The sequence below is a fragment of the Companilactobacillus baiquanensis genome, from assembly GCF_003946605.1.
Lineage (GTDB): Bacteria > Bacillota > Bacilli > Lactobacillales > Lactobacillaceae > Companilactobacillus > Companilactobacillus baiquanensis.
The window spans coordinates 414,486-437,279 of record NZ_RHOQ01000001.1 but is presented as its reverse complement, the minus strand read 5'-3'; the positions used below and the strand labels follow the sequence as shown (position 1 = coordinate 437,279).

Annotated in this window: 22 protein-coding genes; 13 read left to right on the top strand and 9 right to left on the bottom strand. The window is 34.7% G+C overall.

Going from position 1 to position 22,794, the window contains the following annotated elements; translation table 11 throughout:
• The first annotated feature begins 77 nt into the window (after positions 1 to 77).
• Both EKM77_RS02150 and EKM77_RS02145 read left to right on the top strand, forming a co-directional pair.
• Positions 78 to 1,349: an NCS2 family permease gene (locus tag EKM77_RS02150; RefSeq protein ID WP_164507690.1), complete on the top strand. Its 1,272-nt coding sequence runs from the start codon at positions 78 to 80 to the stop codon at positions 1,347 to 1,349.
• A gap of 151 nt (positions 1,350 to 1,500) precedes the next feature.
• The gene (locus EKM77_RS02145; protein WP_125592170.1) at positions 1,501 to 2,004 is read left to right on the top strand and encodes a DoxX family protein; all 504 of its coding nucleotides are present in this window, start codon (positions 1,501 to 1,503) and stop codon (positions 2,002 to 2,004) included.
• 139 nt (positions 2,005 to 2,143) lie between these two features.
• Here the strand turns inward: EKM77_RS02145 and EKM77_RS02140 are convergent, their stop codons facing one another.
• The 4 genes from EKM77_RS02140 to EKM77_RS02125 form a co-directional block, all read right to left on the bottom strand.
• Positions 2,144 to 2,872: an alpha/beta hydrolase gene (locus EKM77_RS02140; protein ID WP_125592168.1), complete on the bottom strand. Its 729-nt coding sequence runs from the start codon at positions 2,870 to 2,872 to the stop codon at positions 2,144 to 2,146.
• Positions 2,873 to 2,947: 75 nt separating this feature from the next.
• Positions 2,948 to 3,676, bottom strand: a complete 729-nt coding sequence (locus tag EKM77_RS02135) for an alpha/beta hydrolase (RefSeq protein WP_125592166.1) — start codon at positions 3,674 to 3,676, stop codon at positions 2,948 to 2,950.
• A gap of 159 nt (positions 3,677 to 3,835) precedes the next feature.
• Complete coding sequence (locus EKM77_RS02130; protein WP_125592164.1) at positions 3,836 to 4,798, bottom strand: AEC family transporter; 963 nt, start codon at positions 4,796 to 4,798, stop codon at positions 3,836 to 3,838.
• 39 nt (positions 4,799 to 4,837) lie between these two features.
• Positions 4,838 to 6,460: a malolactic enzyme gene (locus EKM77_RS02125; RefSeq protein ID WP_125592163.1), complete on the bottom strand. Its 1,623-nt coding sequence runs from the start codon at positions 6,458 to 6,460 to the stop codon at positions 4,838 to 4,840.
• A 106-nt stretch (positions 6,461 to 6,566) separates the two neighbouring features.
• Here EKM77_RS02125 and EKM77_RS02120 point away from each other — a divergent pair, with 106 nt between their 5' ends.
• The 5 genes from EKM77_RS02120 to EKM77_RS02100 all read left to right on the top strand — a co-directional run bounded on the left by EKM77_RS02120 (position 6,567) and on the right by EKM77_RS02100 (position 10,098).
• On the top strand, positions 6,567 to 7,448 hold the full coding sequence (locus EKM77_RS02120) for a LysR family transcriptional regulator (RefSeq protein ID WP_125592161.1): 882 nt from the start codon (positions 6,567 to 6,569) through the stop codon (positions 7,446 to 7,448).
• Between the two features lie 605 nt (positions 7,449 to 8,053).
• Positions 8,054 to 8,329 carry a helix-turn-helix domain-containing protein gene (locus tag EKM77_RS02115; RefSeq protein WP_125592159.1) on the top strand — a complete coding sequence of 92 codons (276 nt, stop codon included), beginning with the start codon at positions 8,054 to 8,056 and terminating at the stop codon, positions 8,327 to 8,329.
• A gap of 14 nt (positions 8,330 to 8,343) precedes the next feature.
• Entirely contained in the window at positions 8,344 to 8,799 is a 456-nt protein-coding gene (locus EKM77_RS02110) for a low molecular weight protein-tyrosine-phosphatase (protein WP_125592157.1), read from the top strand.
• Positions 8,800 to 8,844: 45 nt separating this feature from the next.
• Positions 8,845 to 9,552, top strand: a complete 708-nt coding sequence (locus tag EKM77_RS02105; protein ID WP_125592155.1) for an MgtC/SapB family protein — start codon at positions 8,845 to 8,847, stop codon at positions 9,550 to 9,552.
• Between the two features lie 99 nt (positions 9,553 to 9,651).
• Positions 9,652 to 10,098: a hypothetical protein gene (locus EKM77_RS02100; RefSeq protein WP_125592153.1), complete on the top strand. Its 447-nt coding sequence runs from the start codon at positions 9,652 to 9,654 to the stop codon at positions 10,096 to 10,098.
• A gap of 129 nt (positions 10,099 to 10,227) precedes the next feature.
• On the opposite strand, the gene EKM77_RS10940 is transcribed toward EKM77_RS02100, so the two are convergent.
• Positions 10,228 to 10,377, bottom strand: a complete 150-nt coding sequence (locus EKM77_RS10940) for an SPJ_0845 family protein (RefSeq protein WP_164507689.1) — start codon at positions 10,375 to 10,377, stop codon at positions 10,228 to 10,230.
• Between the two features lie 146 nt (positions 10,378 to 10,523).
• Here EKM77_RS10940 and uvrC point away from each other — a divergent pair, with 146 nt between their 5' ends.
• The gene (gene uvrC / locus EKM77_RS02095) at positions 10,524 to 12,341 is read left to right on the top strand and encodes an excinuclease ABC subunit UvrC (protein WP_125592151.1); all 1,818 of its coding nucleotides are present in this window, start codon (positions 10,524 to 10,526) and stop codon (positions 12,339 to 12,341) included.
• Positions 12,342 to 12,471: 130 nt separating this feature from the next.
• Positions 12,472 to 12,978 (top strand): VanZ family protein, encoded by a 507-nt coding sequence (locus tag EKM77_RS02090; protein WP_125592149.1) that lies wholly within the window; start codon positions 12,472 to 12,474, stop codon positions 12,976 to 12,978.
• Positions 12,979 to 13,033: 55 nt separating this feature from the next.
• On the opposite strand, the gene EKM77_RS02085 is transcribed toward EKM77_RS02090, so the two are convergent.
• From EKM77_RS02085 to EKM77_RS02070, 4 genes are all read right to left on the bottom strand, one after another.
• A complete protein-coding gene (locus EKM77_RS02085) occupies positions 13,034 to 13,903 on the bottom strand; it encodes an SPFH domain-containing protein (protein WP_125592147.1) in 870 nt (289 codons plus the stop codon).
• 86 nt (positions 13,904 to 13,989) lie between these two features.
• Positions 13,990 to 15,930: a PTS fructose transporter subunit IIABC gene (locus tag EKM77_RS02080; protein WP_125592145.1), complete on the bottom strand. Its 1,941-nt coding sequence runs from the start codon at positions 15,928 to 15,930 to the stop codon at positions 13,990 to 13,992.
• Positions 15,931 to 15,944: 14 nt separating this feature from the next.
• A complete protein-coding gene (pfkB, locus tag EKM77_RS02075; protein WP_125592143.1) occupies positions 15,945 to 16,868 on the bottom strand; it encodes a 1-phosphofructokinase in 924 nt (307 codons plus the stop codon).
• Positions 16,869 to 17,621, bottom strand: coding sequence for a DeoR/GlpR family DNA-binding transcription regulator (locus tag EKM77_RS02070; protein ID WP_125592141.1), 753 nt, complete (start codon positions 17,619 to 17,621; stop codon positions 16,869 to 16,871). It abuts the gene before it with no gap.
• 200 nt (positions 17,622 to 17,821) lie between these two features.
• On the opposite strand from EKM77_RS02070, the gene obgE reads away from it, so the two are divergent.
• Genes obgE through EKM77_RS02050 form a run of 4 tightly spaced genes read left to right on the top strand, consistent with a single transcriptional unit; the run spans position 17,822 to position 22,787 of the window.
• Positions 17,822 to 19,099: a GTPase ObgE gene (gene obgE / locus EKM77_RS02065; RefSeq protein WP_125592139.1), complete on the top strand. Its 1,278-nt coding sequence runs from the start codon at positions 17,822 to 17,824 to the stop codon at positions 19,097 to 19,099.
• Between the two features lie 13 nt (positions 19,100 to 19,112).
• Positions 19,113 to 21,035 carry an acyltransferase family protein gene (locus EKM77_RS02060; protein ID WP_125592138.1) on the top strand — a complete coding sequence of 641 codons (1,923 nt, stop codon included), beginning with the start codon at positions 19,113 to 19,115 and terminating at the stop codon, positions 21,033 to 21,035.
• Between the two features lie 13 nt (positions 21,036 to 21,048).
• Entirely contained in the window at positions 21,049 to 21,987 is a 939-nt protein-coding gene (gene rnz / locus EKM77_RS02055) for a ribonuclease Z (protein ID WP_125592136.1), read from the top strand.
• Between the two features lie 2 nt (positions 21,988 to 21,989).
• Entirely contained in the window at positions 21,990 to 22,787 is a 798-nt protein-coding gene (locus tag EKM77_RS02050) for an SDR family NAD(P)-dependent oxidoreductase (protein ID WP_125592134.1), read from the top strand.
• Positions 22,788 to 22,794 lie beyond the last annotated feature (7 nt).

The following is a 22,794-nucleotide window of genomic DNA, read 5'->3' as shown; positions in this document are numbered from 1 at the left end:
GAAAAAGGTTTGCACTTTTTGCTATACTAAAATATGTATAAAATTTATATGTATTTTTGATTTGGGGGAAATTATTTTTGCTACAAAATATAAAAAATGGAATCAGTTTAAAAAAAGAAATAATTGCAGGTGTGACCAGTTTTTTTGCAATTTCATATATTTTGATCGTTAATCCCATGATTTTAAAAGATGCTGGAATGCCCATTGAAATAACTTTCTTTGCGACTGCCATTTCGTCGTTTATTGGATGTATTATCATGGCGTTTTGGGGAGACAGTCCCATCACTCTGACACCGGGGATGGGTGTGAATGCCTTTTTCACCTATACCTTGGTAGGCAGCATGGGGTTGACTTGGGAGCAGGCGTTAACGGTTTCTTTATTTAGTGGAATTATCTATGCGGTTGTCGCATTTACGCCGTTGAGTTCAATTTTGTCAGAAGATATACCCGATAATTTGAAGCGGGGGATTACCGTCGGTATTGGATTATTTTTGGTTGAATTGGGCATGGAGAAGGCCGAGATTATCAAATCTGGCGGAAGTCATTCGTTACTATCTTTTGGCTCGATAACTAATGCTTCAACTCTGGTAGCTTTTCTAGGGATCTTGATCTGTTTATTTTTAATGATGAAAAAGATCCCAGGAGATTTTTTGATCGGCATCATTATAACAACTGTTATTGCAAAGTTACTAAATGTAACTGGTTCGGCGAAATCAGTGGTCTCATTAAGTGATATAGGATTATTTTCACATTCTCTTTTGCAATTTGATTTTTCTGGATTATTTAGTGCCAAGTTTATTATCGCAATTTTTTCAATGTCGATGATTCTAATTTTTGAATCAATGGGACTACTTCAAGGACTATTAGAGGATACTAAGAAATTCAAAAAGGCATTTCAGGCCAGTTCAATTACGGCAATCTTGTCAGCTGGTTTGTCCACTAGTCCAACTGTTGCGGCTGCCGAGAGTGCTTCTGGTATTCAAAGCGGGGGGCGTTCTGGAATCACTGCATTAGTTACTGGGATTTTATTTGGTATTTCAGTAATTGCTGCACCACTAATAGCTTTGATACCACAAGCTGCAATTTCACCAGTTATTATCATAACGGGTGCCATAATGATGAAAGAACTTTCGAGTATTGATATGCGCGAGTTAGATGATTGGATACCGGCTTTTTTAATTATTACCTTAATACCACTAACCGGAAGCATTTCAACGGGATTACAATTTGGATTTATTTCATATCCATTGGTTAAAATCTTCTCAAAGAAAATGGAAGATATTAATCCAGTTATCATGATCGTATCTGTTTTATTCTTGATCAATTTAATATTATCAGCTGTAATTTAAAAATTTGCTTTAATCTGATCTAGATATAGAAGTATTTTTAGTAATATTCCATTTAATTATAAAAATTATTCCATATTTAAAACAAAACGTTTGTGAATAATCACTCAAAGGTGTAGTATACATTTTGTTATCAAATTGGGAGATGAAACAAATGGTAAAATTTTTACGTAATAATAAAATTGCTTCTATTATTTTAGCAATTATCAGGGTTTACTTTGGCTTTGAATGGGCTATTTCAGGCTGGGGCAAAATAACTAGCGGATTTTCAGCTTCAGGGATGCTGATGGGTGTTATTAAGAACCCAGTTAAGGGTCCAGAAGGTAATGTCTTATATCCATGGTTTAATGGAATGATCCAACATATGGTATTGCCAAATTCAGGAGCCGTAAGTTTTATGGTTGCTTGGGGTGAATTCCTCGTTGGATTAGGATTGATTTTTGGTTGTTTAACAACTGCTGCAACTTTCTTTGCGATGATGATGAACTTTTCATACATGCTAGCAGGAACAGTTTCAGTTAATCCAGAATATATTTTCTTTGAAATGTTTATCATCTTTGCTGGATTCAATGCCGGTAAAATTGGTTTAGACTATTGGGTTATCCCATGGATCAGAACTCATATTTTTAAACAGAAGTCCGAAGTTAAGTTGAATTAAAGACTTAACAATTATTAGATACGTAGCGTAATTGCGGATAGAACCATTTTTCCGCTTAAAATAGATAAAGCCCAGTAATCCAATCGGATTACCGGGCTTATTTTTATGCTCAAAAGCTGAACATATTTTCTACACTATCTTATTTTTCAAACCAATTCATAACATTTTCAATATTATTTACCCAAGTGACCCATGAGTGATCACCTTCAACAGCCATGTATTTAAAATTATCTTTTAAATGAACACTGAGAAAGTTTTTAAACATGACATTATCTTCATGCATATAGTCATCGTCCCCACAAATAGTAAGGGCCTTGATTTGTGGATGTTCGCGATTAAAAATATTAACTAACTGATTGTCAGAGATTTTTTTAGGACTATCAAAAATTGTATCGAAAGTATTTTTTTCCATCGGTGCTTTAGGGTTATTTCTAAACTTTTCAATATCAACGATTGGTGACAATCCAGCAACTTTACTAAATTTATCTGGATTTTTAAATGCAATTTTTAAAGCACCATATCCGCCCATACTAGATCCGGCAATATAATTGTCAGATTTATCTTTTGAGATAGGTAGTAGTGATTGAATTTTAGGAATATATTCATTGATGAAGAAAGTATAGTAGGGAATGAAATCAGAGTCGCTGTAAAAAGCATTTTTTGCTTCAGGCATTATGATGGCCCAGTCGTGTTTCTTTGCTAGAGCTTCGATATTAGTATGTCTGATCCAAGCAGTATCATCCCCAGTATAACCATGCAATAGCCAGACCGCTTTATAAGATTCTTTTCCAGAATCGGGAATGACGGCCGTAGTTTTAAAGTATGTGTGTAAGTAATCAGTTTTATAACTGAGATTTATCAGTGTCATTTACAATACCTCGATTAATTATATTAACTGACCTTATAATAGTGAATCTTAATTTCAAAGTCCACTTGCATAACTTTACTTAGCTAACCAGCCCAGCACTTGATCAATGTTTTTAGACCAAGTTGTCCAAGAATGATCACCTTTGACTGGTAGCCAAGTGTAATTGTCATTTAGTTTATCTTCTAGAAATTTTTTAAGTACAATATTATCTTCATGCATAAAATCTTCATCACCGCATAATTGTAAAACTTTTTGATCTGGATGAACTTGATTAAAAATATTAATAATTTGGTTGTCTTTAATTTTTTCAGGTGAATCGAAAATAGTATCAAAAGTGTTTAAAGGCATTGGGCTTTTTTCATTATTCCGAAAATGTTCGATATCAGCAACAGGTGACATGGCGGCAATTTTACTGATTTTTTCAGGGTTTAAGAAACCGATTTTTAGTGCACCATATCCACCCATACTTACACCGGCAATATAGTTATCTTCAGGCTTATCAGAGATCGGCAACATACCTTGGATCTTTGGCATTAGTTCCTTAACAAAGAAACTATAGTAGGGAATAAAGTTAGAATCAGTGTAAAAAGCATTTCTTCCTTCAGGCATTATAATTGCCATATCATATTTAGCGGCTAGTTGTTCGATATTAACATTTCTCATCCAAGTAGTGTCATCGGCAGTATATCCGTGTAAAAGCCAGACAGCTTTATAATTTGCCTTGTCTGTGTCGGGAATTACCACGGTTGTTTTAAAATAAGTATGTAAAAAGTTTGTACGAAAACTGGTATTTAATAACGTCATAATATATACCTCCATAATTTGAATATCCAATATGAAGTTTGGTTCTCAAAAAGAGTTGTGTCAAGCCAAATGAAATTTATAGTTACATAAGATATATTTATGGAAGTAAATAAAAAAGATCACACATTGTGTGATCTTTTTTGTCGTTGAAATAATGATTTATATGAAATTAACGATCTGCATGAGAATTGGAACAACGATTACGAATAAGACTGTTGAGGTTGTTACGACATTAGTTGCATATTCGACGTCACCATGTGATTGACCAACCAAGATAGGGAGAACGGCTAAACCAGGAGCGGCGGCTTGAATGATCAATGTGCTGCTTTCTAGACTTGGCATTGGGTGTCCCATTGAAACACCTAACATTACAAAACCGATCATAATTGCTGGTGCAAAGACGAATCTTCCAAGTAATGCCAGAATTGTATCACGGTCAAAACCAATTGATTTAAGACCAGCATCGGCCAAAATGATACCAATATAGATAAGAGACATTGGTGTAACAATTCCACCGACCATATCTAAAGTCTTGTTGATCCATTCTGGAACAGGAATTGCTAATAGTAGGAATACTAATGATACTAAGAAACCAACTAGTGGAGCAGGGAGGAGTTTCTTCCAGTTGAATTCTTTTTTAGCACCTTTTTCGACAGTTGGATCATCATTAGAAATGAAGAATACACCAATTGCCCAAGTTGAAATAGTATTCATAACATAGTAAACAAGGAAGTATGGCAAACTCTTAGTTCCAAACAAAGCCATGTTTAGTGGTAGACCGATGAAAATAGTATTAGCATTGGCAAACATATTAATGAATGTACCACGACGACCTTTTTTAATACGGAATACTTTAGTTAGGATCCAGGCTAGTAAATAACTGCAGGCAAAACTGGCAAAGGCAAAGACTAAACCTCCTGATAGACTGGCTAACTTGTCGCGAGTTAAATATTTTAATACTGAAACAAAAATTGAAGCTGGTAAAGCAATTTTCATAATAATAAACGAAATATTGCTCTTAAATTCGTCACCAAGACGTCCGGAACTTCTTAGCCAGTAACCAAGAGCGATAACGATGACGATTTCAGCAACACTTTCTAGTGAGGTAATAAATGCTTCCATGAAATAAAATCCCCTTCTCTTATAACTTAAATCCTAAAATTAATATTTTGGTTCCCATTTGATGTCTTCGATAGCTTTTTTAGCATCTGTTGCATCTGTGAGCTTTTCATCAATTGCTTGTTGAGCAACGCCCATAGCAACTGTCATACTAAATTCATCTAATTTTGAAACTGGAGGTAATACTGCAGCACCAGCTTCCTCTGGATCAACGATTCCACCCAATGAATGGGCAGCTTTATTGATCATGCCGTCACTAAGTAATTTCGCGTTAACAGCCATAGCACCAAGACCAAGTCCAGGATAAACAAGGGCATTGTTAGCTTGTCCGATATTATAAGTAACACCGTTGTATTCAACAGGATCGACAGGAATACCAGTAGCAACGAGTGCTTTACCATCAGTCCACTTCAATAAATCTTCAGCCTTAGCTTCAGCAAGTTTTGTAGGGTTTGATAATGGGAAAATAATTGGACGTGCTGTGTGAGCGGCCATTTCTTTAATGATTGGTTCTGTAAAGGTACCAGGTTGTGTTGAAGTACCAACAAGAATTGTAGGGTGAACTGCCTTAACGGCGGCTTCTAGTGTTGTAAGTTCGTCAGCATTAGCAAATTCACTACGACTTCTTGTGAAAGGTTTTTGTTCTGGTGTCAAACCTTCAGTATCATCAAACAATAGACCTTGTTTATCAACAAGATAGAAATGTTTCTTAGCTTCTTCTTCTGATAAACCTTCTTCAACCATAGCGTCAAAGATACGTTTTGCAATACCAGCACCGGCGGTACCAGCACCAAATGACATGTAAACTTGGTCAGTAAATTTCTCTTTTGAAATATTTAAAGCACCTAAAATACCAGCAAGAGTGATGATACCAGTACCTTGAATATCGTCATTAAATGTTAAAATTTGATCCTTATATTTATTTAAAATATTGGCAGCGTTATCACGTCCAAAATCCTCAAAGTGAAGATACATGTCAGGGAATAGTTCTTCAGCCTTAGCAACAAACTTGTCGACAAAGTTGTAATACTTTTCACCAGTGACACGTTCGTGATGGTTACCAAGATATAAATCATCATCCAATAATGATTTATTGTTAGTACCAACATCAAGAACAACTGGTAAAACAGATTTAGGATCAACACCGGCAGCAGCTGTATATACCATAAGTTTACCAACTGAAATATCTACACCTTGTAGTCCCCAATCGCCAATACCAAGAATTCCTTCACCGTCAGTGACAACGATCAACTTGATGTCTCTATCACCAGCAGCATTTTTTAATGTCTTTTCAATCTCATCTTGATCATCGATCGATAAGAATGCGGCGTTTTGTGAATCTAAGAAAAAGTGACTGTAATTTTCGATCGTGTCAGCAATTGTTGGGTCATAAACAACTGGCATGAAGTCATAAACATGTTCGCTGAATAACTTGTAGAATAAAGTGCGGTTTTCATTGAAAAGATCCATTAGATACATGCGTTTTGCTAATGAAGTTGGTTTTGTACCATATTGTTCGTATGCTTGGGCAACTTGTTGATCAAGCGTTTGAACGAAGGGAGGTAGTAAACCTTCAATTTTGTTAGCTTTTCTTTCTTCTTTTGTAAAAGCAGTTCCTTTATTTAAAAAAGGATTATTTAATAAATCTAAACCTGTATATGTCATTTTTTGCCTCCTGAAATAACTTTCGTGGCTTACTATAAACCCTTATAAAAAATATAGTCAAATATGTTATAATTGATAAAAAATATTTATAAGTAAGGTCAATGCTATGAATTTAAACGACTTCAGGTATTTTAAAAAATTGAGCGAAATGAAAAGTTTTTCTGAAACAGCACATTATTTTAATGTCAGTCAGCCGACTATCACTTATGCTATAAAGAGATTAGAGACAGAATACGATACTAAATTAGTAGAAAGAAAAAGTTATGCTAATTCGTTGTCGCTTACTTTTTCAGGTCAACAATTACTACAACATGTTGAAAAAATCTTACGTGAAGACAACTTAGTGAAAGCAGATTTAAGTAGGATAAAACAAAAAAAGATCAAAATGGGATTGCCACCTATAATTACTAATTATTTAGTTCCTCAAATTTTTGATGATTTAAAAGACTTTGATTATTTGAATCGTTTAATTCCAGTTGTTGATGGATCTAAAGAACTAATGGAGCGTCTTAAAGATGGTGATATAGATTTGTCTTTATTAGGCTCAACCACATTGCCAGTTGATCCGGAGTTAGAATATAAAGTTTTAGATATCCATGCATTTAAAATAATTGCTAGTAAAGATAGAAATTTTAAGGATGATTTGAAGTTATCAGATCTAATAAATGAAGATTTCATTATTTTGGATGAAAAATCAGTTCATAAACAAGTTTTTAATAATTTTATAGATAAATATAATGTTTCGCCGAAAATTATTTTTCAAACGAGTGACTATAAATTACTTTTGCAACTTGTTAAGGAAAATAAGGGCATTAGTTTTATTACTGAAACAGCTATAAGTAAAACTTCTGGAATACAAGAATTACAGTTTAATAATTTGGAATTGCCGTCGTTTTATATAATGATCGTTTACCGTAGAGGTACAGTTAAAGGTTCAATATTCCAAAAATTAATTAGCATTTTTGAGAATATTACTTTAAAAAATTAATATTTCTATGAAACATTATGAATTTTTTGTGGTATACATGTCTGCTTGGAGTGATATACAATTATAGACGCCGATAGTATACCTGGATTAATCCGACTATTCGGTGACAGATAATTTAGTGTCAAATAGTCGACTTTGATCCAACAAATTATCTTTACAGAAACAGGTAATTATTGGGATAGTTCTTCAAATAACTGTTTCTGGAGGAGCTGAAGTGATTCAGCTTCTTTTTTTTACAACAAAATATTGAAAATAGAAAAATATAGCAAAATATTAAAAATGTATTCTCATTACAGGCCTGGCGTGGTTTCAAGGATTATAACAATTAAGCTAATTGCAAATATATACAATCTATACTTATATATATAGATACGTTATGCTATATTGTTCGTTGGAGGGGAAATCCCTGTTTCCCCTTCCTTGATAATTTCATGTTTATAACAGTCTGATAATCTGTTATTACCCTGAATGGTAGTTCCTCCCTGAGCTGCCATTTTTTTATGCCTTTTTTTGGTTATAATGATCACTTTGGGGTAGATTTCAAAGAATGATTGTTGATATGGTATAATTTTCTTACTAAGTTACTAGGAGTATTCGGTTATACAATGAAATATAATAAAGAACAACAGATTGAAATCGCTAAATATGCAATTAATAATAATTATGGCTATAAAGAGACAGGTACTAAATACGACATCTCTTACCAGCAAGTAGCAGCTTGGGTTAGAAAATATGAATCTTCAAAAACAGTTGCTAAAAAACCAGCAAGGGTTTCTGAAGATTCATCAAAGGCAAGTACCTTAGACATTCTAAGTCGTCGTGATCCGGTGTTAGAACAACAATTGGAAGACGTTAAACGGCGCTTAGGATTAATAGATTAATCGAGGGAAAACAAATGAAGAGTATTATTTTTGTCTGTTTGGGTAATATTTGTCGCTCGCCAATGGCCGAAATGATGATGCGTGAGTATATTGATGCTCATAATTTAACTGATAAAATCTCTGTTAAATCTCGTGCAACTGAGGATTATGAAATGGGTAATCCGATGCATGATGGAGCGGTCACTGAATTAAAAAAACATCATGTAAAAATAATCCAACATCGATCACAGAAAATTTCTCAGCTAGATTTTTCTCAAGCAGATTTAATTATTGGAATGGATCATCAAAATATTATTGATTTAAAGAATATGACTAATGTCTATCAAGATAAGATCCATTTAGCATTGGAATTTATTGATAATAAAGAAATTCAAGATCCCTGGTATGATCACAAGTTTGACCGAACTTATTCACAATTAAGTCAGGCAATTCCATATTGGGCAAATTTTCTTTTGAATAGTATTAAATAAGAGTCAGAGACTGATTGTTTCAAGCTCTTTTTTTATGGGGGAGGCATTACTGTGCAATTAAGTACAGTTACTATAATAGTAAGATTGATCATCGCCACTGCCATTTCAGGTGTTATTGGTTGGGATAGAGAGCATAAAAATAGACCAGCTGGTATTAGAACACATATCCTGGTCTGTTTAGGTGCTTGTATTGTAGCTTTGATTCAAAAAGAAATAGGGTTTAACGCATTGAGAATAGCCGCACAATATCCGCAGTATAAGGGGATCATTAGAACTGATGAGGCTCGTTTGATAGCTCAAGTCGTCAGTGGAATTGGGTTTCTTGGTGCTGGGACTATTATTGTTGAACATCACTCCATCAAAGGTTTAACTACTGCAGCAAGTCTGTGGGTAGTAGCATGTATGGGGCTTGCCGTTGGTATGGGCGATTATGTGATTGCCATTGCAAGTTTTATAGTTGTTTTTGGGGTTATTGCTTTTTTGAAACGTATTGTTAGAGTTAGTGCGGTAAAAAGCATTGAAATTCAATATCGAAATAAAGTTGATACAAAAAAGTTTATTTCAGATTATTTTCAAAATAAAAATATTGCTATAAGTAATGTGGTTTTTAGAGCTAATAAAATCGACGGTGAATATTTATATACGAATGTTTATGAGGTAAAGTTACCTCGAACTTTGAAGTATGTGACAGTTATAGAAGATCTGTCCAATCACGATGACGTTATCAAAGTTAGAACAATTGCTGCAGGATAAATTTATATTTTTGATGTAACAATTTATGATTTTGATAATTTTTTCTTGGTTGTAATAGAAAAAATCATCTGATACAGTTTTCTTGTCAGGGGGAATTAAATGTTTAAGCGAGTGGTATTGGGAATTTCACTCATAACACTTATTAGTGGTGGATCAATTATTTCAATGAAATACAATACAACTAATGCTGTAAATTTCGATCGTGTGATCAGGCGTAAAGATTATAATTATGTCTCATTTCAGAATCTTTACGAAAATCCACAATTGTATGAAGGTACTAAGATATATCAATATGGTACAGTCGAAAAAGTTGTTTTTAATCGTGATAGTAGCTACATGTTGGTAGTTTTAAATGGTAAAGATCAATCAAATGCTATTAAACTGAATTTTGATTATAGTAAGTCTGATAATGCCAATCGTTTCTCCGTTGGAACAGAGGTAAGATTCTACGGTAGAGTGGCTAAATCGGAAGAATACGAGACTGGAAGAGGTCGAGAAACTTCACGTCCAGTTATAAATGCAAATTATGTTGACCTAAAAAAATAACAGAACCCACCAAATCGGTGAGTCCTGTTATTTTTATTTATCAAAAGGGTTTTATATTGTAACGGACAGTATATGTAAATGGCAATCACTCTTCTACTAAGGAAGAATGAAACATATGAGAAGTTATCATTACTTATGATCTTTGGAATTTTCATCCTTTGAAGATTTCTTTTCCGCAGATTCAACGCGTTTAACGTTTTCTTTTACATCATCGGGAAGTGAGGCAAATTTATCAAATAAACTGCCAAAATCATTTTCGCGTTTCACTGTTAAGCCCATCGGAATCAGCCCCTTTCAGTTATTCTTTATCTTTTAAGTACATTATAGGACCATCAGCTAGAAAACTCAAATTGTTGCAACCTTTTTTTAATAGTTTAAAATATAAAGAGCATGCAATAATTCATTAATAGGAAGGAGATAGTCGATTGGCTACTGAATATCTTGAACATAAATTAAGTCTTTTACCACCAAAACCGGGATGTTATCTGATGAAGGACGTTAATTCAAAGATTATTTATGTTGGTAAGGCTAAGAATTTAAAGAATCGAGTTCGTTCCTATTTTAAAAGTTCACATGAAGGTAAGACTGCTAGATTAGTTTCTGAAATACGTGATTTTGAAACGATTATTACTTCAAACGACAAGGAGGCTTTTCTATTAGAAATAACTCTTATTCAAAAACATCAACCATACTATAATATAAAGTTAAAACGAGGGACAGGATATCCTTATATAAAGATCACAAATGAACGTGATCCCAAAATGGAAATAACTGGTTTAATTAAAAAAGATGGTGGATATTATTTTGGCCCATATCCTAATGTTTATGCGGCTCAAAATACTTTGAATTTTTTACAGAAAGTTTATCCATTAAGACGTTGTCAGGGGCATTTAGGTCGTCCTTGTTTGTATTATCATATGGGACAGTGCTTAGGGGCTTGTTTTAAAGAAGTTCCAAAATCTGAATATGATACGCAGATTGAAAAAATTAAGAGCTTTTTAGGTGGTAATGTTGCTGAAATTAAGCGCAGCCTGAACAGCAGAATGATGAAGGCTGCCAAAAAAGAAGAATATGAGCGAGCAGCAGAACTACGTGATCAAATTCAATATATTGAAGCTACTGTCGAGAAGCAAAAAATTATTTCTAACGATAGTACACCAAGAGATATTTTTAATTATTATGTTGAAAAAGGCTGGATCTCTATTCAAATTTTCTTCATTCGACAAGCCAGACTTATGAAACGAGAAAAACGTGTCTTTGCTTGTATCAATAGTCCAGAAGAAGAACTTTCGACATTTATTTTACAGTTCTATAATCGTCGTAATCAGGTTCTGCCAAAAGAAATTTTGGTACCTGATAATTTGGATAAAGAGACTTTATCACAAGTATTAAACGTTCCCTTTAGAACACCTCAACGTGGCCAAAAACGTGATTTAATGGAAATGGCACATGAGAATTCCAAGTTAGTATTACAAGAGAAATTCCGTTTGATGGAATTAGATAACCGTCAGACTTATGGTGCGCAAAAACAAATTTTTGATGCTTTAGGATTACCATATGGACATGTTATTGAATCATTTGATCATTCTCATATCCAAGGAACAAGTCCAGTTTCTGCAATGGTAATGTTTCAAGATGGACGTCCTGAAAAGAGTGGTTATCGTAAATATAAAATTAAAGGTGAAGTAGAACACCAGTCTGGCGCTGATGAAGCCGCTAATACAAGAGAAGTTATTTATCGTCGATATTCCAGATTGATCAAAGAAAAAGATAATTTACCGGATCTAATTTTAATGGATGGTGGCATTATTGAGCTACGAGCTGTGATGGATGTTTTGGAAAATGAACTAGGAATACATATTCCGGTTGCCGGGATGGTCAAAGATGATCATCATAACACATCCCATTTGATCGTTGGTGAAGATGGGGAAGAAGTACCGTTAGATCGTAAAAGTCAGGGATTTTATTTATTACAAAGAATTCAGGACGAGGTTCATAGATTTGCAATCACATTCCATCGTAAGACTAGAAGTAAAAATGCTTTGTCATCTCGATTAGATGGTATTCAAGGCGTTGGACCTAAAACTAGAACTAAACTATTAAAGAAGTACGGTTCAGTTAAGAAAATGAAGGAAGCTTCAGTTGAAGAAATGACTGATCTGGGAATTCCCAAGACTACTGCTCAGACTATTAAAATTACATTGGCCAGTACAGATTTTCATAAAAAGTATAAAAAAGGTTAAATAAATGGTTTCCATCACAAAATAGTCACACTTTTTTAAGTTTGCTTAAACTTGTCGATAGTAAGGTTAATCTATAAATTAATTCAGACAATCAAAAGCATAAAAGCAAATTTAAAAAGGAGCGATGTTAATGCGGTGGATACCATTTTTTGTGATTTCCAGTATTTCATTTTTAAGCGGAGTTTATATTTTAACTAATGTTAAAGAATTTGAGAAGAGAAGAATGGCGCTATTCAGTCTAGGCTATTTAACTTTTATAGGTGTTATTTTATTTACACCGATGTCATTTGACGGCAGGTCAGTTTATGTAATGCCAGCAGGAGCTGGATCAGTAAATATACATCGAATCTATTATGATTTAGGATTTATTGAAAATATTATTTTGACAATTCCTTTAGGTTATCTAATCAAAGAATATTTTGCTGAAATCTCATTATTTGATGTGATTCCCATCGGATTAATAGTTGGTGCTTCAATTGAAACTCTACAATTTTATTTATCACACTTATTCTTAATTAATCGAACTAGTGATATTAGTGATGTAATATCCAATGGCGTTGGGATCTTTATCGGAGCTTCATTGTTCTTGGTTTACCAATATGCATCTAAGAAAAGACTATTTGAAAAATGGATTTAAAAAGTTCCTTTATAAGTGCTTACAAACTGATCACTTATAAAGGAACTTTTTTTAATTATTTAACATCAGAAGTATTGATAATCGGTTGAGAACCACGTTCTGAAATAATCGTTACCATCATATTATTTATTAGCTGTAACTTCTTATCGTCTGATAATTGCATACCAGTGTCGTTTTCTAAACGTTTAATAGTATCTTCAGTGATAGAAACAGCACCTTCAACGATGACTTTACGAGCAGATAGAATGGCTGTTGATTGTTGTCTTTGCAGCATTGCACTAGCGATTTCAGTTGCATAGGCTAGATGAGTTAATCTAGTTTCGACGATCTCAACACCGGCTACGTTCAAGCGTTCCTGTAATTCTTGAGTCAAGCGGTCAGAAACTTCAGTTGGGTTACTGCGCAATGTCAAAGGTTGTTTACTGTTATCAAAAGTATCGTAAGGATATTCAGAAGCAATATGACGAACAGCAGATTCACTTTGAATTTCAACGAATTGCTCATAATTATCGACGGCAAACAATGCCATACTTGTATCGACAACTTTAAATACAATAACGGCGGCAATTTCAACCGGATTACCACGCAAGTCATTAACTTTTAAAATAGCACTGTTGAAATTACGAACTCTTAGAGAAATTGATGTTTTACCAGTCAATGGAACTGTCATAAATAATCCGGCATCACGAATTGTTCCGATATATTTACCAAAGAAAGTTAGGACTTTAGCTTGATTAGGTCCAATAACTGTTAGAGAACTAGCACCAAAAATTGCAATTAAAATTAAGATAATTCCCAAAATAATACTTGTAGAGCTAGCAGTCTTTGTTCCGGAGAGAAATAGCCATCCACCACCTACGATGAATAAAATGGCTAAAATTAAACCAATATAACCATTAATATGAAATACTTGTTTTTCTTTCATTGAATTAACCTCCTAATATAATAAGTATATATGGAATGTTTATGTAATACAAAAAGGTCGCCCTCAAATGAGGACGGCCTTAGTTATTAATCTTTTTTCTTAGCAGGTTTCCAGATACCATAGATAACACCAGAAATGATTGAACCAATGATTACGGCTAATAGATACATTAATGGTTTGTTAGCTAATGGTGTAACGAAGATACCACCGTGAGGGGCAGGAACGTTAACATGCCATAGTTGTGTCAAACCACCACCGATTGCAGAACCGATAACACTAGATACGATTACGTGTAATGGATCTCCAGCAGCAAAAGGAATAGCACCTTCTGTGATGAATGAAATACCTAAGACATAGTTAGATAGACCAGCTTGTCTTTCTTGTTCAGTAAATTTACTCTTCCAAAATGTTGTGGCAATAGCAATTGCTAGAGGTGGGATCATACCACCAACCATAACAGCAGCCATCAAAGCACCATCTTGTGTAGCAGTAAATGTACCAATAGCAAATGTATAAGCGGCTTTGTTGAAAGGACCACCCATATCGATTGACATCATACCACCAAGTAAAGCCCCAAGAACAACAGCATTACCGGTACCCATTGTTTCTAGGAATGAAGTGATTGCATGGTTTACAACAGCGAAAACTGGGTCGACTGCGAAGTACATAATAGCTCCGACAATCAGTAAGCTTAGAACTGGATATAATAGGATAGGTTTTAGACCATCTAATGATTTAGGTAAATTCTTTAGAGCTTTCTTCAAGTAAACGACTGTCCATCCAGCGATGAAACCGGCAAGTAGACCACCGATAAATCCGGCAGGACTCTTTGAAGAAATAACTGAAGCGCTAGCTTGTGAGGCCATATAACCACCTACAAAACCAGGTAGTAGAGCAGGACGATCACCAATTGAAACGGCAATATATGCGGCAAGAACTGGGATTAAGAAACTAAATGCATAGTTACCAACGTTATTGAAGAACAAGAACCATTGTGAATGTGATCCAACAGAGTTTTCCAATAAGAAGGAGATAGCCATTAAAATACCACCACCAACAACGAATGGTAACATATTTGAAATACCATTCATTAAGTCAGCATAAATTTTTGACCAAAGTGATTTCTTTTCAGTACTTTCTTCTTCCTCAACAGCACCGCCTTCAGAATGGAAGACAGGAGCTTTTTGATCAACTGCTAAATTGATCAATTCTTCAGCTTTGTTGATACCATCACTAACAGGACGATTTACAAGATGTTTGCCATCAAATCTAGGCATATCCACTTTTTTATCGGCAGCAATGATAACACCAGCAGCACGATCAATTTCATTTGCAGTTAACTTATGTTTAACACCTTCAGAACCGTTAGTTTCGACTTTGATATCGACACCCATTTTTTCAGCTTGTTCTTTAAGAGCGGCTTCAGCCATGTATGTATGGGCGATACCGGTAGGGCAGGCTGTAACAGCAACTACATATGATTTTTCATCTTTTTTATTAGCGGCACTGGCTTCGATTTCAGCTTCTTTAGCTTTTTGCTTTTCCTCATCAGCTTTATCTTTTGCCTCTTTAGCCTTCATTGCATTGTCAAATAATTCTTGAACTTCCTCAGCAGTTGTAGCTTTCTTTAAGTTTGCTACAAGATCAGGGTTGATCAATAGTGATGATAATGCTGCAAGAGCTTGCAAGTGAAGATTGTCTGCACCATCTGGAGCGGCAATCATGAAGAATAAGTAGGCAGGTTGACCATCTAATGATTTGTAGTCAATACCTTTATCACTTTTAGCAAATAATACGGTCGCACGTTGAACTGCTTTATCACGAGCATGTGGCATAGCGATTCCGTCACCAATACCGGTACTTGTTTGTGCTTCACGTTTTAAAATATCAGATTTGTATAATTCTTTATCATTTATGACACCAACTTGGTAATACTTGTCGACCATTTCCTCAATAGCTTCTTCTTTAGTAGAAGCCTTTAAATCCATGATCATGGCGTCTTTTAGTAATAACTGCTTTAGATCCATTAGGAATTTCCCCCTTAACCTAATTCTTTAATAGAAATATCTTGATAAACTTCATTGATCTTAGTTTTTACAGCAATATCTTGGCTAAAGGCCGTTGCTGATCCACAGGCTGCTCCCATATGAAAACTCTCAATAGCATCGTTTGTCTTCATAAAAGTTCCAACAAAACCTGCGATCATTGAATCACCAGCTCCAACAGAATTTATTACTGTTCCCTTTGGAGCGTTGGCTAGATATGCGTGTTCTTTAGTAACTAGAAGTGCACCGTCACCAGCCATTGAAACTAAAACATGTTTGGCACCCTTTGCTAGTAATTTTCTAGCATTATCAATAATATCTTGGTTATTTTTAAATGTAACATTGAACAATTCAGCTAGTTCATGATGATTTGGTTTAACAACTAGTGGATTGAGCGGTAATGTGTCCAATAATGCTTGTCCAGTTGTATCAATAACGAAATCAGCACCTTGTTTTTGGATCATCTCGGCTATATCAAGATAGAACGTGTCGGAAATTTTTTGAGGTAGGCTACCGGACATGATCACGACGTCACCATTTCCAACCTTTTTGAGTTGTTCGATAAAAGTATTCTTTTCCTGATCCGAGATTGCTGGTCCAGTACCATTGATCTCAGTTTCTTCGTCTTGCTTAATGGCGTTGACTTTGACATTTATTCTTGTATCTTCTGCAACGGTCGTAAATGATGTTTTTATTTCGTGTTCGGATAATAAGTTTTCAAACATTTTACCAGTAGCACCACCAACGAATCCCAAAGCAGTAGAATCGATTTGCAATTCTTTTAAAATTCTTGAAACGTTGATACCTTTACCGCCAGGGAGCTTAACATCATTAATAGAACGATTGACCTCACCAGTAGTAAGAGTCGTTAATTGTAATACATAGTCAATTGAAGGATTGGCTGTAATAGTATAAATCAATTAATTAACCTCCATAATTTTCGTTTTTTTATTAAGTAATTCCAATTCCTTGTCAGATAATCCGCTGGTAATTAGCGTCACATCTTTCAAATCAGCAAATTTGCTAAAACTGACTTGACAATATTTGGAACTATCTGAGAGAACAAAAGCTAAATTAGATTGATCGATCGCTAATTTTTTTATAGCTGATTCTTCTGGATCAGGTGTTGTAAAACCAGATTCAGCTGAAAAACCATTTGCTCCAATGAAAGCTTTATCAAAATGATAGCTTTCAAGAGTTTGGATCATGGTTGAACCAACTAAGGCCTTGGTGGCTGATTTAAGACGTCCGCCAGGTAAAAAAGTATCAATACTGTAATCGGCTAGCATAGAAGCATTATCAACACTATTGGTTACAACTAACAAATTTTTATGTTCTATTAAGTAAGGAATCATAAATTGAATCGTCGTTCCAGAATCTAGGAAAATAACCTCATTATTTTGAACTAAATTTGCCGCAGCTTTTCCGATTGCTTTTTTTCCATCTAAATTAACTGTTGCCTTTTGTGAAAGAGCAGGTTCTTCATGTAATGAAATAACATTTTGGGCGCCTCCATGAATTCTTAATAATTTATGGCAACTCTCAAGATCTTTTAAATCTCTTCGCAAAGTTGACGCTGATGCTCCAGTAAGAGGAATCAAGTCGTGCAATTTAACGATATTATGTATTTTTAATTGCTGTAATATAATCTGTTGTCTTTCTTCAGTAAGCACTTTCATTCTCCTCCAGAAAGTATATTACAACCAAATTCAATCAAAATCAACCAAAAACGTTCATTTTCTTTCAAAACCATTCATAAACGTTTAGAATAGATGAATGCCTTTTCAAAGGTTTATTTTATTCAAAGTATTATGAAACCCGTTTTTGTGCTAAAATTTAAAAATGATAATTATGTTTAGAAAGGGGGATTTTAATGTTTGTAGATAACGTTAAAATCACCGTTAGATCCGGTAAAGGTGGAGACGGAGCTGTTTCGTTCCGCCACGAGAAATATGTGCCTTTAGGCGGTCCAGCCGGTGGAGACGGAGGTCGAGGTGGAGATATTATCCTCAAGGCCAATGAAGGAATGAATACGCTGATGGATTTCAGATACAAGCGTATTTTTAAAGCTGAAGCTGGACAAAATGGCCAAATTAAAGGTATGTATGGTCATAAAGCAGATCCGGTTTATATTGTTGTGCCTGCTGGTACGTCAGTATACGATGAGGATACTGGAAAATTAATTGGTGATTTAGTTGAACATAATCAAGAATTAGTTGTTGCTAAAGGTGGTTCAGGTGGTAGAGGTAATATTCACTTTGCTAATTCAAAGAATCGTGCACCTGAAATTGCTGAAAATGGTGAGCCTGGACAAGAATTACACTTACGTTTGGAATTAAAATTGATTGCTGATGTTGGTTTGGTAGGCTTCCCTTCAGTTGGGAAGTCAACTTTATTGTCTGTTGCAACTTCTGCAAAGCCTAAAATTGCGGCATATCATTTTACAACCTTATCTCCTAATTTAGGAATGGTTAAATTGGATAGTGGTTTAGATTTTGTTATTGCTGATCTTCCAGGTTTAATCGAAGGTGCATCTAATGGTGTCGGTTTAGGAATTCAATTCTTACGTCATGTTGAGAGAACTAGAGTCATTTTGCATTTGGTCGATATGGATCCAGAAAATGGTCGTGATCCTTATGAAGATTATGTTTCGATCAGAAATGAGCTCGCTAAATATGATGACAACATCTTAAAGCGTCCAGAAGTGATCGTTCCAACAAAATTGGATATTCCTGGTTCAGATGAAAGACTGAAAGAATTTAAAGATCAGTTGCCAGATGATGTTGATATTTTCCCAATTTCAAGTATTCAACATACCGGTGTTAAAGATTTGATGAATCATACAAGTAATGTCTTACAAAATGCAGAACCCATTCATTTCGAGGTTCAAAATGAAGATGAGACAAAAGAATACAACTATGAGTCTGATGCTAGTCCTCTTAAGATTGAAAAAGATGGAGAACATAGCTTTATTGTCAAAGGTGAAGATGTCGAAAGACTTCTTCAAAGAAGTAATTTAGATCATCAAGATGGAATTATGAGATTTGCACGTATGCTTAAGGGAATGGGGGTTGAAGAAGCCCTAATGAAGGCTGGTGCACAATCTGGAGATTCAGTAACGATTCTTGATTTTACTTTTGAATTTATTTAGGGGTTATAAAATAATGAATAAGGCACCGAAAAGAAGATTTATCAGTGGATTTGATGGATTACGGACATTAGGGGTTATTGGTGTTATCATGTATCACTTAAACCCAACTGTCTTTTCTGGTGGGTACTTAGGGGTACCCATATTTTTCTTGATCTCCGGTTATTTGATTACAGATCATTTCTTTAATACCGTTGATTATGGTGGAAAGTTTTCACTTGGAAATTTTTATGGTAAGAGAATTAAACGACTGTACCCAGGGATGCTATTTGTATTATTAGCTTCTAGTGCATATATAGTATTTTTCTTAAAAGATCTTTTATACCATTTAGATCAAATTTTTATCACTAATATTTTAAATGTTTATAATTGGTGGCAAATATTTAATGGTCAATCATATTTTGAGAGATTTGCTAATAATGAATCACCGTTCACACATTTATGGACGCTTTCAATTGAAGGTCAATTTTATATAATTTGGCCTTTATTATTGTTGCTATTTGTAAAATTCGGTGTAAAGAAGAGTAGAATATTTGGATTTGCTATGATAGTATCAGTAGTTTCTGCTGTTTGGATGGCGATCCTCTTTAAACCAGGAGTTGATCCAAGTCGTTTGTATTATGGTACAGACACAAGATTGTTCTCAATTCTACTTGGTTGTGGTTTAGCCATTGTTTGGCCTGCCGAAAAACTTAAAGGTGGATTAGCTAGGGCAGATAAAATTAAATTAAATGTGATCGGAACATTGTCGATTGCTTTAATGATATTGATGATATTTACAATGAAAGATTCGTCAGCCTTCTTGTATCGCGGAGGGATGTTTATCTTTTCAGTAGTCACATGTATTTTGATTGCCGTTGTTGCTCATCCGGATGCTTTTTGGAATCGTGCTTTATCAAATAAAGTATTCCACTACATCGGTAGCAGAAGTTATGGACTATATTTGTATCAATTTCCAGTTATGATATTCTTTGAATCAAGATTTAAAAATGTTGCTAATCATCCAGTTCTTTATCCAGTTATAGAGGTTGTGTTGATTTTCTTAGTGACTGAATTTTCATTTAGATTCGTAGAACAGCCATTGGCACACGTTAATTGGCAAAGTTTCAAAAACTTTTTCAGATCATCCTCAGCCATTCAAAGAACTTTAGCAGTTATTATTGCTTTGATAAGTATTACTGGCTGTTATGGTGTAGTTCAGGCTGTTGGTGCTCCAAAACCTAATGTTAACCACAGTCAATTGGCTACTAAAATTAATAAGAATGAAAAAGCAAACAAGAAAAAGAAACAAGAAGCTATTGAGAACTTAAAGAAGTCTAAGGACAAAACTAAGGATGGTAAACTTAGTGCTGCTGATCTGGCTAAATATAAAAAAGCCGCTAAAGATCATCCAGTTAACAAGGACTTTGAAAAATACGGACTATCACAAATTGATCTTCAAAGATTAAAGGATATCCCACTAACTGCTGTCGGTGATTCAGTTATGGCTGATGGATCAGATAATTTCTTGAAATTATTCGATGACAAGAAAGTGATCGTTGATGCTGCTGTTAGTCGTCAGCTAGATTCAAGTTTGGATATTTTGCAAAAGTATAAAGATCAAGGCGTTTTAGCTCCAAATATTTTGATCGGTTTAGGAACAAATGGTCCATTTAATGATGATCAAGTTGATCAAGTTATGAAATTGGCTGGTCCTGACAGACATGTCTTTTGGATCAATGTTCATGTACCAACAAGACCATGGGAAAAGACCGTAAATGGCGTTTTGGATGAATCAAGTAAGAAATATAAAAATCTAACTATTATTGATTGGAATGGTTATTCAGATGGCCATACTGATTGGTTCTACGATGATAACGTTCATCCAAATCCTGATGGTTCTATGTACTATTCATCATTTGTTGTAAAACAGATACTTAAACAATTAGATAAAAAATAGATAGGATTTTTGTATGGAATTAGAATTTTTAGGAACTGGGGCTGGCGTACCTTCAAAGAGCCGTAATGTTTCGAGCGTTGCTTTAAAAATGCTTGATGAAAGAAATGAAGTTTGGCTGTTTGACGTTGGCGAAGCTACACAGCATCAAATTTTAAAAACGGCGATCAGGCCGAGAAAAATTACTAAAATTTTTATTTCTCATCTTCATGGAGATCATATATTTGGTCTGCCAGGACTTTTGTCAAGTCGTTCAAATCAAGGAGGAGAAGCTCCTTTAGAAATATATGGTCCGGTTGGAATTAGAGATTTTGTAGAAACATCTTTGAATGTGACTGGCAGTAGACCAAATTATCACATTAAGTATATTGAATTGAAAAATGGTGGCGAGATTTTTAACGATAAGACTTTTAAAGTTGAAGCCGGTAAACTTAAGCACCGCATCACTTGTTTTGGTTATCGTGTAACTGAAAAGCCGCGTGTGGGCGAGTTACAGGTTGATAAGTTAAAGGAATATAATATTCCAAACGGTCCTATTTTTGGTCAATTGAAGGCCGGTAAAACTGTTAAACTGGAAGATGGGACTACTTTAAATGGAAATGATTTTATTGGTCCAGATAAGCCTAGTAAAGTTGTAACTATCATTTCAGATACTCGCTATACTCCAGAGATCGATCGACTTTCACAAAATGCTGATGTCATTGTACATGAGTCTACATTTTCTAATTCTGATAAAAAAATGGCCTATAATTATTTCCACTCGACTGCGACAAGCGCTGCCGAAGTAGCTAGTAAGGCACATGCTAAGGGATTATTGCTGACACATATTTCTGCTAGATATACTGGTAAAAATGCTTTAACTCTTCAAAAAGAAGCACAAAAGATTTTTAAAAATACTAGAATTGTTAATGATTTTGATATTTACGAAGTACCCTTTACAGAAAAGAGAGGATAAATATGACTGATTTACTAAACCAAACAGTTGTTATAACTGGAGCATCATCAGGGATCGGTAAGGACGTAGCGATTAATTCAGCTAAACTGGGCGCTAATGTTATTCTATTGGCTAGAAACGAAGAAAAACTATTAGCTGTAAAAAATGAATGCACTAGAGTTGGTGCAGAAAATGCCAGTCATGAATATTTAAGTGTTGATATGTCTGATCCTAAGCAAATATCAGACGGAGTTGATAAGATCTACACATTGACTAATAAAGTTGATATTTTGGTTAATGCTGCTGGTTTTGGTGATTTTTCCAATTACTTGGATACGGAATTTGCAACAGTTGAAAAAATGTTTCGTGTAAATGTTTTGGGATTAATGCTGATGACTCGTTTGATTGCTAGTAATATGATCGGCCAAGGTAATGGACATATTATCAATATTGGTTCTATTGCCGGTAAGATAACTACGCCTAAGTCAGCAGCCTATTCGGCCACTAAAGCGGCTGTCATTGCTTTTTCAGATGGTTTGAGATTAGAGCTAAAGCCATTCAAAATTCACGTCACAACCGTTAATCCGGGTCCTGTGGCTACTAATTTCTTTGATGTAGCAGATCATGGCGGTAATTATCTAGATTCAGTTAAATATTTTGTTCTTGATCCAAATAAATTATCTTGGGATATTGTTAATTCATTCAATACTAACAAGCGAGAAATTAATCGTCCTAGATATATGGGATTAGCAGCCGTTCTTTATAAGTTGGCACCTAGTGTTGGTGATTTACTTGCAAGTACATTTGGTAATCGTAAATAAGGGGAGA